The organism is Paraconexibacter sp. AEG42_29 (genome assembly GCF_040581415.1).
In the GTDB taxonomy this organism is placed as follows: domain Bacteria; phylum Actinomycetota; class Thermoleophilia; order Solirubrobacterales; family Solirubrobacteraceae; genus Paraconexibacter.
On sequence record NZ_CP114014.1, the window covers coordinates 184,560 to 196,972 of the forward strand.

Sequence of the window (12,413 nt, forward strand, 5' to 3'; positions counted from 1 at the left end):
CTTTGAATCATTGCTCAGCTGAGGGCATGACAGCCGCGACTATTCTGACGCGGCGCTGCACTGCTCGGCACTGCTTGGCACAGTCGTAAACGTGAGGTGTCACCAGTCCGTCGGTCGCTCTGACTCCGTTACCAGGCTGCCGACATGGCCCTGTCGATCGTGCAGGAGGCGCATGAAGTCACGGAGGGCGGCGAGCCACTGGTGCTCAAGCCGCGGGTCCGCCTGGATGCCGGCGTCCAGCTCCGCGCGCCAGACAGCGAGGGCAAGCACCCCGTCGCGAGACGCCCGGTCGTGATGCCAGCCGGTCCCGAGCGCCTCGGCTAGGTCTGGATAGGCCACACGGAGCTGCCTCACCAGCTCCCACATTGCTCGCTTCCACGGCTCGCCGCGACCGAGCTCGAGCCAACGGGCACGCTCGTCGCCAGACACGCCGCGTTGCTCGTCAATGCTCGGCCGCGACGCTGCTGTCGGGACCCGGTCGACGGTCTCTTCGTCTGTCGGGACCGGCCGGTGGAGCTGATCGCCGAGCGCGCAGACGACGGCCTCTCCGGCGAGGGTGGTCGGCCGCAGTCCTCGCGCGGCGGCAATCGACTGCAGCGCGTCGAATGCGTCGTCGTCGAGCGTGATTGAGACGCGGTGGCTCATCGCTCGATCGGCAGGTCGAGCGGGAGAGTCCATGTAGGCGTCGCGAGGGGAGCCGGGTGCAACATCGGATCAAGGCTGGGTCGGGCCAGTGGCTCGCTGATGCTCGCGTGCTTGGCGTCGCTGCGGGTCATCCGCCCGGCCAGGCGCTGGATGCGTTCTACGTCGCTGCCGCTTTCCCCGAGCTCGTCGCGGGCGATGTGCCAGTCGATGCCGTGGCGGGCGCGGGATGCCTGGACGTAGGCGCTCTCGCGGCTGGTCTGCCAGCCGCCGGTGACCGCGACCGCGACGGCGCGGTCGACGGTGGCGCCTTGCTGGCGGACGACGTGCTGGGCGTATCCCAGCCGCAGGCCGGCGAGATCGTCGCCGTCAACGGTGACCTCGCGCTTGGAGCCGATCAGCGCCACAGCCACGCGACCGTGGCGAGGGTCGGCTTTCGTGACGATGCCGCGGGTACCGTTCTCGATGCGGGCGTCTCCCGGGACACGCTGGATCCGCCGCCAGGCGACGAGGTCGCCGGCGCGCAGCGGATAGAACGGCTCCTCGCCGTCCGGTTCCGCGGCTGGGAGCGGGATGGCGTCGCCGCCGAGCTCGCCGCGGGCGAGGCGCAGCTGCTGGACCCGGGCGTTCATGCGCTCGATCTCATGTGTCGATCCGTCGCTCATCAGCGCCACCTCGGTGCGGCCGTGCTCACCGGCGAGCTGGTCGTAGCGCTCCACGGCGCTGCGGAGCGCATCGTCGCGGTCGCGGGCGAGGTGCAGCTGATCGCGGGCGAGGTAGTGCGCCATCGCCGCTTCGGGACGCCCATTGCGCAGCGCACGCCACGCGCGCAGCTCCTCGGCGTCACGCGTGCGGCGAACCTCGCTCAGGGTGGCCTTGGGGGCGCGGGCGGTGAGCTGGTCGAACATGCCGCCCGGACCGATCGCCGGCAGCTGCTTGCCGTCGCCGATCGCGACCAGCTTCGCCCCGCTGCCAGCCGCGACTTTGAGCAGAGCGTGCAGGGTCGGCGTGTCGATCATGCCGGCCTCGTCGACGAACACGGTGGTGTCCGGTCCGAGCTGATCACCGGTCTGGCCGTGGCGGGCGAGCAGCGACGCGATGGTGAGCGTGCGGGAAGCGAGGGCGGGGGAGTCCTCGCCGAGGCGCTGTGCCGTGGCGCCGGCGGTCGCGACCCCGATCACGTGGCGTCCGGCTATCCGCTCTGCACGCGCGACGGCGTCGATCACCACGCCCTTGCCCGTCCCGGCCTGACCCTCCAGCGCGACGAGGCGCTCGGGCCCGGCGAGCAGCCGCACAGCATCCTGCTGCTCGACCGAGAGCGGCGTACCGAGTCGCTCCGCCACCTGGTCGACGGCAGCGCGAAGCGCCCGAGGGGGTGCCGGTCGCGATCCGCGACCGGGCTCGCGCATCTGCGCGGCGTGGCGGGTGATCGCCACCTCCATCGCGCGGAGCCGGCGGGTGGTGAACTTGCCGCCCTCCAGAGCCAGCAGCCTTCCTGCGTCCTCGAGCGCCGTGAGCTGTCCCAACGCCGTCTCCGGGGTCATGGCACCGGCGGCCTGTTCGAGTGCCGTGGCTCGGAGCTCGCGTGCGCCGAACGTGGCCCGCTGCCTCGTGAGGGTGTCCTCGACCCGGTCTCCCCAGCGGGGGTCGTGATCCGCGAACGATGCCCGGCGCGGGTTCGGGCTGATCGCCGCCTGATGATGCTCGCGGGCGGTCGTTGCCCATGCGTCGCGGAGGTCGCCGCGGGTGTGGGGAAGCTTGTCGTTGCGGCTGTCGAGCTTGATCAGCTGCAGCTCGTTCTCCGACGGCCGGCGCCCCTCCCGGGCCTCGAACTGGCGGACGATCCGCTCGATCTCACGGGCGCGGCCGCTGAACGCGTCGATCACCGGCGCGCTCACGCCGCTGACCTCGAAGTAGCGACCGTGTTTGCCAGTGCCTGCCGTCACCGCGTAGCCGGCGCGCTCGAGCCCCTCTGCGAGCGCGGCCCGATAGAAGGCGCCGCCCTCGCGCGCCGCGCGATACATCGCCCGGTCGCGGACCGCGGCGACGCGACCGTCCGCCTTGACCACGCTCGTGACGACGACGTGTGAGTGCAGCTGCGGATCCGGAACACGGCCCGTCAGGCCACGCGAGGTCGAGTGTCGGAACTCCGCCGCGAGCAGATCGTCCGCGACCGCTGGCACGTCGCGTTGTCCCTCGCGCCGCGTAGTCAGCGGCACCGTGTCCCGGATGTGCGTGACCGCCCGCCGGACCGCCTGCTCATGGATCCGCCAAAGCTCCTCACGCTGCGCCTCACCGGCCAGCGCCCAGACGACGCTCACGCTCTTCGGCGCTGACATCACGACGTCGACGCCGGCGTTGCGAAGCCCGGTTGGACCCGCCGGCCGCAGAAACGTCTCGGTACCCGGACGCCGGCCCTGCATCAGCGCGACAAGGTCCTCGCGCGTCACCGGCACACCGGGCTCGACACCGACCGCGCGCAGGCTCTCCGGAGAGGCCAGCCAGCGTCCCGGCGCCTCGGCCGGCTCGCCGTCTCGGCCGAGGTAGTAGTCGCCGCGCTCCGGCGCGACCGTCTTGCCGTCCAGGTAGTCGGCGTAGTCGCCGGCACCGTCGGCTTGGATCGAGCGGACGGTCATCATGGTCGCGGCCTTACGACGGCCGAGGTGGGGGAGGAGAGCATGCTCCGTATAGCGACGCGAGTCGCATGCTGTGCCACCACGCGACCGCGTTACGGGCCGTTACGGCGGCAGCTCCTGCATCTAGTCTGTGTCGTAATTTCGCGTTACGCGAACATGGCCTTCGTCTGCGGCGTCATCCTTTAGCTGCTGAGTCAAGTCGTGTGATGTAGCTGCTCGTCGCGTGTCGCGGGGCTGCTCAGGCCACTCTCGGATGGCAGAGGTCAGGAGTTCGAGTCTCCTTAGCTCCATCCCCGAAACCGCCTGCGTTCTGGGCGGTTTCGTCGTTTGGAGGGGTCTTGGTCACGTCCGTTCCTGCAGGACGACAACGATTGCAGCAACACCGCCTCCTGCGAGCGCTTCGGGCGGAGTTCGCCCCCAGGTAGGCTGCGCGCGTGAACGTCACCGGCTGTGTTTTGCGGGTTGCTGCCACGTGGGCGGCGGTCGCAACGTGTCCCGCCGTCGCCGCCGCAGCCTTCCCCGTGCCCACGAGCCTAGGCGCAGTGCAGGCGTTCGGCGGCAACACCAGCACTCCTCAAGTTGCGACGAATTCGAAGGGCGACACGTTGGTCGCCTGGCAAACGGGAGGCGGAGATCAGCGCGACCGGGTGTGGTCCGCTTACCGACCGGCTGGCCAGAAGTTCGGACCGGCGACCGAGCTTTCACCTGAAAGCGAAGCGGTTTCCGAGCCGCACGTTGCTATCGATGCCGACGGCAACGCCTTGGTCGCTTTCACGCGTGCGGCGCAGGCGGGTCAGATCGACACGGTTGCGGTCGCTGCTGTTTCTTCCGATGGAAAGCCCGCGCCAGCCATCGACCTCGCCATCGCCCTCCCGGATAAAACCTATCCAGGAGGAGGGCCGCCCCAGCCGGCCTTCGACGGCAACGGCGACGCGGCAGTGGCTTGGATCAGCCGAGACCTCACGTCGACGCGATCCGATCCCGACTTCGAGCGAGTCCAGATCGCCGTCCGCCCGCGTGGGGGCAACTTCGCACCCGCGCAGCAGTTCGCGGTGGCCGCGGGAGGCTCTAAGCAGGGTGTGAGCAACGTGCGAACCGCGGGCGGCAGGAATATCGTCGTCGCGTGGTCAAACGGCGCCAGAATCGAAACTGTGGTGCGCCCGCGTGGTACATCCTTCTCGCCCGTTCGATCGGTACGCGCTGCCGATCCTTACGGCCCTGAAGTCGCCCAGTCCGTTGACGGGTCTGCCGTCGTCGTCTGGCGCGATTCGTTGCCGTCCGTGCCCTCGCGCGGTCGCCGAACAAGGATCAGCGCGGCGACGATCGCGAGTTCCGGCGCGATTGCAGGACCAGTGCCCGTGTCGGGGACCGACACCTACCAAGACAGCCTCGGTGTCGCCGTAGGCCCTCGCGGTGCCTCCGTCGTCACTTGGACCGCGAACGTGGCCAAGTCGCGTGTCGCTCGAGGCGCATACGCGCGAGTCCCTCAACGGTTCGCCGCGCCCTTCAACGTATCGGCCGCGGGCCGGAATGCTGATACCCCGGCGACAGCCTTTGACAGTCTGGGACATCCGATAATCGTGTGGTACCGAGGTGGAACGTTCGGGCCCCGAAGGTCGCGGTCATCGATTCAGGCCCGCTATGGGTCACGTGCTGGGATTTTTGCCAAAGCGATTCAGGTGTCACCGGTTTCTCGAGACGCTCTGTACGCGGGTCTAGCCGTAGACGGTGCCAACCGCGCGACCGTGACCTGGATAGGCAGGGATCCGCGATTGGGAGAGACGGTTCAAGCGATAACCACCCTGACCTCAACGCTTCGCGGCTGAAGGTCGAGGGGTCCGCTCGCGGCGCAAGCTGCTCAGCGTTACATCTGCGCCACACCGTGGAAACTGCACGTTCATACCTGCCCCGGTGAGGTCGTCAACGCGAACGGCATCAGCGCGCGTAACAGGATCGGCGCGGTCGGCGGGTCAACCGCCTCGCGCATGGCGCGCCCGACCGCGCTCTGCGTGGCTCGGCCTGACGCCGATCTTGAGCCAGTCCGGCGAGTCTGCGCATCGCGGCGGGATCATGAAGACCGGCTCAACGCTCGCCCGTCGGCTGCTGGTCGAGTCCGCCTGGCACTACGCCCGAACACCCGGGGTCGGCGCCGCGCTCGTCGGCCGCCAGGACGGCCAGGGCCCCGGAGGTCGTGGCGATCGCGAACAGGTCGCAGCGTCGGCTGCACAAGGTCCACGCCGGACGCGCGCCCGCGGCAGCCCGGCAACGTCATCGTCGTCGCGATGGCCCGCGAGCTGTCCTGCTTCCTCTGGGCCGCCGCCACCGACTAACCGTCGGCGACAACGCAGCACCTGGCCGGTGGGCCGGGGTGTCGGGCCGCACGCGGCCGGCACACGCGACAGTGCTATGAGCAGCCGGTCCCGCCCGCAAGCGACGGGAGCGGCCACGCTCGTTCCTAGACAGCGAGAGCCGGCAGCACGAACCATCGCCCTGGGGTACCCAACCCCCGCATCATCAGACTGGCAACGCCGACAACGAGCCCGGCGTCCCGACCCACCCGAACACGGCCCACCGGGACGGCGATCAGCGCTGCCCACTTGGCAACCCACGCCCATATCAGCAGTGCGCTTGCTTCGCGGCAGCTAGCATCCGCCGATGATCAGACTGGGCGTCGGCACGCTCGTGGCATGTGTCCTTCCTCTCCTCTTGGGCTCTGCCTCCGCCGCGTGGGCGACCTCATCTAGGACCTTCACTGTCGGCGTGCAGAGCGCGAGCGACAGCTGTCCCAACGCGCAGCTCACGCAAGCACGCGATGGGAGCGTGTGGTTCAACGACGACCATCGCATTGGGCGCATTGCCCCGACCGGCCAGATTCGCTACTTCGGAATCGGGCCGCGATACGATGCGCCGTGCGCGCTGACCGCAGGTCAAGACGGTGCTATCTGGTTCGTGGCAGACGTCGTCGGCGAGTCGACCCCCGGCGTCGGCTCTGAGGTTGACGTCCAAGTGTTTGGGCGTATCGCTCCCGACGGAGCACTTCGATTCTTCGCCGTGCCGGAACTCAGCGGACGCTCGACGCAGACAGCGAAGCGGGCCGACCATCTGAGCGAAGGCCCGGACGGATCATTGTGGTTCCTGCGAACCGACGTTCCCCAGGCTGCGACCGACGCCGATCAGATTCAACGTTCCAGTTATGGCCGCATCACGCAAGCTGGGGTGGTCGAGATCCTCCCGCACCGGTTTAGGGAGCTGGAGACCTCCATAGGCTTCTTAGAACGGGGACCTACAGGGAAGCTTCTCTTGTGGAACGCCGACTTCGCGGACTCCAATGTGCTCGGCGTAACATCAGGTACCTCGGCGTTGGAACTGAACGCTTCAGGAGTCCTGGGCCAGCGATATGATTTTCCGCTGAGTCCATCAGGCGCTCCGGCATTTGTCGGCCCGTCGCTTGAAGAGAACTTTCGCGACCCTGACGGCAGTTGGTTTCGTTACGGCGTCGAACGGCGTCTGAACGCTAATTCGACGACGACGGACTTTCGTCTGGGTCGCCTGACCGCGACCGGGAAGATCACTCTTCGTGACTACCCCGCCGATGTTTACGCCGGCGGTCTCAAGTTCTCCGGATCGGGCAATCGATCGTACGTTCTGGGACTCGGACCCCGCGGAGGTGTCATCGGACGGTTGCCGTCGCCCGGTACCCTGCCTACAACCTGGTTGCGGTTCAGCCTCAGCTTGGCCGAATTCGATAACGACCCCGTCGTCGATCCTGCTGGCTACGTCTGGGCGCGTCGGTCTGATACCAGCAAGCTTCGAAGAATCGCCCTTGCACCAAATCTGAGCGCGCTCGCTTTCAGCCGACGGACACTGACCGGCAGCCTCAGCTCTCCCAGCAAGCTGACTGTCGAGATACGCCGCAGAGGAGCCCTGCTTCGGCGCTTCGTGTCGGCAACGCTAAAGGCCGGAACCTTCAAGGTTCCACTTGCGGGTCGCGGTGGCCGTCCACTTGCCGCCGGCCGCTACACCATCGCTGCGTCCGCAGCAGATGGTCTTAAGTTCCCGTCCGCCAAACGAACGTTAGCTATCCGGATCGGCTGACTTGACGGTGACGGCGTCGGCATGTGCGCGGGTCGACCTCCACAGGGCACCTTCGGCCGAATCCTGCCTACGCTCGACACCGCGAATCAACCGAAATAACGGCGCACTGTCGGGACGAGCGAACAGGTAGAGCCCGCCGCGTGGCACCGCAGAACGATGATCAGGAAGCGAGCCGGTGGCCACCTCTCAGCCCGGACCAGCCGACGCGCGCTCGGCGTTTCGGTTGAGGGTGATCCAGACCGCTATGACCATGACAGTCTGGACACGGGTAGAGAGGCGGGCGCGTTTTGCGCGGTCGTCGGCGCGCGCCTTTCCTCTCCTGAGCCCGGCGAGGTAAGCACCGGCCGCTCCGGTCGCCGCGACGCTCGCCAGTGGCGCAGCAACTCCCACTACGCCGACGACCATCGCCGACTTAAGGACTGCGGCTGTGGTGACTCCGGCGGCTCCTCCGGCGAGCCGTGCGGCGTCTCGCTCGTAGGCGTTGAAGTTCTCGTCGTCGAATGACGCCGCCGCTCTTTCACCGAGCGCGGCGCGTAGCTCGTCGATCGCGGCGGCCCTTCTGTCGCGGTCGCGGAGCGTGCGGAAGTAGGTCGCGAAGGCGTCCCAGTCATCGGCCCTCTTCGTGCGTTTTCTCGCGCGCGGATCCAGGTCCCCGGTGAGCTCAAGGACCACGTCGATCAGAGCTTCGGCGAGGTCCGCGTCGGAGTACGTGTCGAGGTCGGGTCCGAGTCCGAAGTCGCGGGCTACTTCAACGAAGCGACGGCGCATGTACTCCGGCAGGTCACCGTCGTCCGGCACCTTCAGCAGGTGGCGCAGGTACTGGCGGAGCAGTCCCGCTCGATCGCGCTCGTCGCCTGGCGCGTGTGGAACGACCTGCGCGAATCCTGGATCCACCGCTCTCAGAGCATCGACGAGTCCGTCCAGATCGTCGGCGGACATCCGCAGGAGTCGGGCGTACATCAGTCGCGGTCCTCCGCAGGATGCCGCAACGTCCTTCGGTTGGGGGTTCGCGGACCTCTGGCTCGAAAGTACACGATCGCAGTCTAACAAATTGGACGTGATCTACGATTCTTTTTTTACTCTTCGCTTGTGATTGCAGACTAGAATCTGTATCTTGGGGTGCGTCGAGAGTCGACCGACTCTCAAACCGACCAAAGGACTCACCAATGCCCCTTCCTCTGCTTGTTGCTCCCCTCGTCCTCGCCGGTGCCTCCGGGCTGATCGCCGGCATCGACGCCGGCGGGAAGCTCCGTGAGGCAGCCCGAATCGGCGAGGAAGCCGACGCGCGGTACGCCGAAGCCCGCGCGACGTTCGAGCAGGTCGTCGATGTCGCCAGCGACCGTCTGGCTGCCTACGGCGCCACCCGCCTGGACGTGTACGACACCGAGCTGCGGACGCTGCGCAACGCGCTGCGCCGGCTGGGACACGTGAAGGCCGCGAAGGCGAACGACATCGATCTGGACCTGCTCTCACAGCTCGAAGCGCTTGGCTTGCACGAGATCGACTTCACCGCCGTGGACGCTGTCCGTGCGAGCATCGCCGGCGCCGGAGCGGGCGCCGCGGCCTGCTTCGCGTCGATCGGGGCGGTCGGCGCTTTCGGCGCGACCGCGGCCGGTACGCCACTGGCCGCGCTGAGCGGCGCCGCGTTCAGCAACGGCCTCATGGCGTGGTTCGGTGGCGGCGCCCTGAGCGCCGGTGGTGCAGGCGTGGCCGGCGGGACCGCGGTGCTCGGCGGGATCGTCCTCGGCCCGGCGCTTGCGGTCGGCGGGTTCCTCCTGCACGCCAAGGCCGGCAAGGCGCTCGATCACGCCCGCGCGCACAGCGCCAAGGTCGACATCGCCTGCGCCGATCTCCTTGTCGCCGGCCGTGCCGCGCAGTTGATCGCCCGGCGCGCCCGGTCCTTCAACACGACCGCGCTCGAGCTCCGCGGGATGCTGATGCCCGGCGTGCGCCGAATTGTCGAGATCGCCCGCTCCGGCCGCCGCCTCGAGGACCTCACGCCGGCCGAGCTCCACGACCTGCATCTCACCGTCGAGATCGCCCGCACGCTGAAGGCCCTGATCGAGACGCCGCTGATCACCGAAGACGGGAGCCCCGCCCCGGAGAGCCCGAAGGCGCTCACCGCTGCCCGTTGCACCACCCTGTCGTTCCTGGACATCCGCGAGAACGCGGCGGCTGTCTGATGCCCCGCGCCTCGACGAACGACCAGGCCGATGTCGTGCCCGGCCTGAACACCGCCGTCGCTTCGGGTGCCGCCACCGCGGCGGGCGGCCGCGTCGTGACCGCCAGCAACCAGGTCGTCGCCGACACGGCCGACATCGTGCTGGAGATGAGTTCGCAAGGGGCCCGGACCCTGGCCTTCACGAAGGGGCTCGGGGCCGAGGGCCTACACGTGGCCCGGTTCAACCGCGCCGCCGCCCGGGCCGGCGATCCGATCCGCGCGGAGTGGACCACCTTGGCCGAATGCCACGCCCCCGCCGACATCCGCTTGGTGCGCGACGGCGTCCTCGTCAGGGATGTCCAAGTCAAGACCGACCAGGATGCAGGCCGCTGGGTCCGGGAGATGAAGCACGAGAAGTACGCCGGCATGCAGCGCGTCCCGTGCTCAGATCAGTACGACGAGATCGTCGACCGTGCGTCCCTGCGACCGATGGAACGCGGCCAGCTCGACGTCTACGAGAACCTCTCTGACCGCGTCTCCCACGACGGAATCGCCTCTGACCCTGTGAGCTGCAGCGAGGCAATCGAGGCCGCCCGCGACCCGCACTCCGTCGCTGCCAAGCTGCGCCGGACCGAGTATGGCCGCGAGGTCTGCCACACCGCCGCGTACGCCGCCGCCGGTGCCGCCGCGCTTGGCGCGGTCACCGCGGGCGCGCAGAGCTTCGCCGCTGTCAGGCGTGGCGACATCAGCCTCTCGGAGGCCTGCGCACGCACGGCCGCCCAGACTGCACGGGAGGCCGCAAAGGGCGGCGTCAAGGGAGGAATCGGCGCGACGATCCACATCGCCTGCCGCACTGCCGCCCGCGCCGCGGCTGAAGATGCTCCGCGACGCGCCGCTGCCCTGGCGAAGTTCGGTAAGCGGGGAGGTCCGGCCGCCTTGGCTGGGTGCGCCGTCGACATCGCCCTTGTCTGGCGCCGCTACCTGAACGGCGAGGTCACGAAGGATGAGTTCGAGGACGCTGCTGCCCGCGCTGCCGTCGGCGCCGCCGCCGGCTACTACGGAGCGATCGCAGGAGCGGCCGTCGGCCAGGCGCTGATTCCCGTTCCGGTCCTTGGTGCCTTCATCGGCTCTGTGGTCGCGACCGTCCTGGCCGACGGCGTCTACACCAAGATCGCCACGCTCCGCGCCGAAGGCGCCAGCCGCCGCAGCGAGCTCGAAGCTCTCGAGGAGCTGGCCGCCGACCTCCAGGCACAGTCCGCCGATCGCATCGCCGAGCTTGACGCGATCACTGCTGAACACGAAGCACACGAGCGATGGACCAACATGCTGCTCGAGGACCTCCGCGACGCGACTGAGACCGGCGACGATCAGCGCCGCCTCGATGTCGTTCGCGATTTCCAGCTGACCTACGGCGTCGCGCCCCTCAGCCAGGACGACGTGGTCATGGCCCTCAGCAGCCCCGAGGCACCACTGTGCATCTGAACCTTCCGGACGCCGAGACCCGCTCCGTGCGCTTCACTGCGCACGCCGTGGAGCGGTACGTCGAGCGGGTGCGCCTTGGAAGCCAGATCGACCGGGCCGCTCACGACCTGGTTGCGATGCTGCCCGTCATGACGCACAGCGCTCAACCTCCGATATGGCTCGAAGGCCGCACCCGACGAGACGCAGACGCCTACCTGTCCCTCGGCGAGTCTGTGTTTCCCCTCCGGAGCCGCCACGGCGGCGGCTGGGATGCCGTCACTTGTCTGGATCGTGTCTCCGTCAGCGACGCCACCCGAGAACGACGCCGGCGCAACCGTGCCCGCCGCTCAGGACGAGGAAGACGATGATGTTGCGAGACCGAAAAGGAGATCGCCGCACAGACTGAGCGTATGTGCCTGATAAGGTTTCTTATGACGTCCCAGTATTTAGAGCATCGGGCTGGGCGGAGTGCGCGGTGAGACGCAGCGAGAGTCCCACCACTTGGCAGTGGTCCGTCCCGCCTTCTGGCCAGCGCCCAATCAGGACGCCGACGGGCTCGGGCTGACGCTCGACGCGTTCGCCTCGGCCAGGACGAGGTCGAGCTCGGCGCTCGTGTAGCCGGCTTCTTCGCATGCGGCGAGCGCCGCCACGACCCGGAGTCGGTCAGCCTCGAGCAGCGGAGCTTCGCCGTCGGTCGGTCCTACGATCGCGCGGCCGGCGTTGATCAGGTCGCACGTGGCGTTGTATGCCTGGATCCGGCTTCGCAGTTCGTCGAGGACCTCGGCCATCTCAGAAGTGTCGCGCATGTTCCGGAGGTCGTTGAGCGCCGGCGGATCTTGACGCTCGCCAGGGTCAGTCCTCGCGCCGGCGCTCTGCCGGCACGAGGACCGCACCGAGTTCAGCGGTTCTCGAGCCCGGTCTTCAGCGTCTCTCGGAACCGGGCAGGCACCGCGTAAAGCCACTGATTGTTCGGGTCGTCCCAAACGAAGTCGAACAACTGGGCCGTCCCATCCTCGGCGTCGGCGCGCAGGAATCCGACCTCGCGGACCACCTTCTTGACCGAGCGACCGAGGTTCCGGTTCCAGCCGTCGACAACCTTTTTCTCGATGCCGATCTCCGTCGCGAGATCCTGGATGCTGATGTGCTCGCGCGCATCGTTGGCCTTCAACATCTCGGTGAGGTACTGAGCTCCGTTGTCTGAGACTTGCGCGGCCAGCGCGGTGAGCCAGACATCGACGTCTGTCTCAGTTCCGGCGGTCTCCCCGTCGGCGTACGTAACCGTGATGACGGGGCGATTCTCGTCGTCCCAGTCGACAGTGACCTTCCTCAGGTCGGGCATGACATCTCTCTTTCATTCGCAGGACGAAGCTCTCAGGACCTCACAGCTCAGCTCCGGAGAGCCAAGCCGCCGATCCGTT

At 68.1% G+C, this 12,413-nt stretch carries 10 protein-coding genes; 5 read left to right on the forward strand and 5 right to left on the reverse strand.

Going from position 1 to position 12,413, the window contains the following annotated elements; translation table 11 throughout:
* Positions 1 to 99: 99 nt before the first annotated feature.
* On the reverse strand, positions 100 to 645 hold the full coding sequence (locus DSM112329_RS00880; protein ID WP_354699917.1) for a hypothetical protein: 546 nt from the start codon (positions 643 to 645) through the stop codon (positions 100 to 102).
* On the reverse strand, positions 642 to 3,281 hold the full coding sequence (gene mobF / locus DSM112329_RS00885) for a MobF family relaxase (protein WP_354699918.1): 2,640 nt from the start codon (positions 3,279 to 3,281) through the stop codon (positions 642 to 644). The genes DSM112329_RS00880 and mobF overlap by 4 nt, the downstream gene beginning before the upstream one ends.
* A gap of 431 nt (positions 3,282 to 3,712) precedes the next feature.
* On the opposite strand from mobF, the gene DSM112329_RS00890 reads away from it, so the two are divergent.
* The 3 genes from DSM112329_RS00890 to DSM112329_RS00900 all read left to right on the forward strand — a co-directional run bounded on the left by DSM112329_RS00890 (position 3,713) and on the right by DSM112329_RS00900 (position 7,373).
* On the forward strand, positions 3,713 to 5,104 hold the full coding sequence (locus DSM112329_RS00890) for a hypothetical protein (RefSeq protein WP_354699919.1): 1,392 nt from the start codon (positions 3,713 to 3,715) through the stop codon (positions 5,102 to 5,104).
* 85 nt (positions 5,105 to 5,189) lie between these two features.
* Positions 5,190 to 5,924, forward strand: coding sequence for a transposase (locus DSM112329_RS00895; RefSeq protein WP_354699920.1), 735 nt, complete (start codon positions 5,190 to 5,192; stop codon positions 5,922 to 5,924).
* A 9-nt stretch (positions 5,925 to 5,933) separates the two neighbouring features.
* Positions 5,934 to 7,373, forward strand: a complete 1,440-nt coding sequence (locus DSM112329_RS00900) for a hypothetical protein (protein ID WP_354699921.1) — start codon at positions 5,934 to 5,936, stop codon at positions 7,371 to 7,373.
* A 186-nt stretch (positions 7,374 to 7,559) separates the two neighbouring features.
* Here the strand turns inward: DSM112329_RS00900 and DSM112329_RS00905 are convergent, their stop codons facing one another.
* A complete protein-coding gene (locus tag DSM112329_RS00905) occupies positions 7,560 to 8,333 on the reverse strand; it encodes a hypothetical protein (RefSeq protein ID WP_354699922.1) in 774 nt (257 codons plus the stop codon).
* Between the two features lie 206 nt (positions 8,334 to 8,539).
* Here DSM112329_RS00905 and DSM112329_RS00910 point away from each other — a divergent pair, with 206 nt between their 5' ends.
* Positions 8,540 to 9,556, forward strand: coding sequence for a hypothetical protein (locus tag DSM112329_RS00910; protein WP_354699923.1), 1,017 nt, complete (start codon positions 8,540 to 8,542; stop codon positions 9,554 to 9,556).
* The gene (locus tag DSM112329_RS00915) at positions 9,556 to 11,016 is read left to right on the forward strand and encodes a hypothetical protein (RefSeq protein ID WP_354699924.1); all 1,461 of its coding nucleotides are present in this window, start codon (positions 9,556 to 9,558) and stop codon (positions 11,014 to 11,016) included. Before DSM112329_RS00910 ends, DSM112329_RS00915 begins: the two co-directional genes overlap by 1 nt.
* Positions 11,017 to 11,534: 518 nt before the next feature.
* Here DSM112329_RS00915 and DSM112329_RS00920 read toward each other — a convergent pair.
* Entirely contained in the window at positions 11,535 to 11,801 is a 267-nt protein-coding gene (locus tag DSM112329_RS00920) for a hypothetical protein (RefSeq protein ID WP_354699925.1), read from the reverse strand.
* A 92-nt stretch (positions 11,802 to 11,893) separates the two neighbouring features.
* Positions 11,894 to 12,334: a hypothetical protein gene (locus tag DSM112329_RS00925; RefSeq protein ID WP_354699926.1), complete on the reverse strand. Its 441-nt coding sequence runs from the start codon at positions 12,332 to 12,334 to the stop codon at positions 11,894 to 11,896.
* Positions 12,335 to 12,413: the final 79 nt, after the last annotated feature.

What these genes read in the sequence shown, in the direction of transcription:
- DSM112329_RS00905 (WP_354699922.1), bottom strand. Translation starts at nt 8,333, where the DNA reads ATGTACGCCCGACTCCTGCGGATGTCCGCCGACGATCTGGACGGACTC.
- DSM112329_RS00920 (WP_354699925.1), bottom strand. Translation starts at nt 11,801, where the DNA reads ATGCGCGACACTTCTGAGATGGCCGAGGTCCTCGACGAACTGCGAAGC.
- DSM112329_RS00915 (WP_354699924.1), top strand. Translation starts at nt 9,556, where the DNA reads ATGCCCCGCGCCTCGACGAACGACCAGGCCGATGTCGTGCCCGGCCTG.
- DSM112329_RS00925 (WP_354699926.1), bottom strand. Translation starts at nt 12,334, where the DNA reads ATGCCCGACCTGAGGAAGGTCACTGTCGACTGGGACGACGAGAATCGC.
- DSM112329_RS00880 (WP_354699917.1), bottom strand. Translation starts at nt 645, where the DNA reads ATGAGCCACCGCGTCTCAATCACGCTCGACGACGACGCATTCGACGCG.
- mobF (WP_354699918.1), bottom strand. Translation starts at nt 3,281, where the DNA reads ATGATGACCGTCCGCTCGATCCAAGCCGACGGTGCCGGCGACTACGCC.
- DSM112329_RS00900 (WP_354699921.1), top strand. Translation starts at nt 5,934, where the DNA reads ATGATCAGACTGGGCGTCGGCACGCTCGTGGCATGTGTCCTTCCTCTC.
- DSM112329_RS00910 (WP_354699923.1), top strand. Translation starts at nt 8,540, where the DNA reads ATGCCCCTTCCTCTGCTTGTTGCTCCCCTCGTCCTCGCCGGTGCCTCC.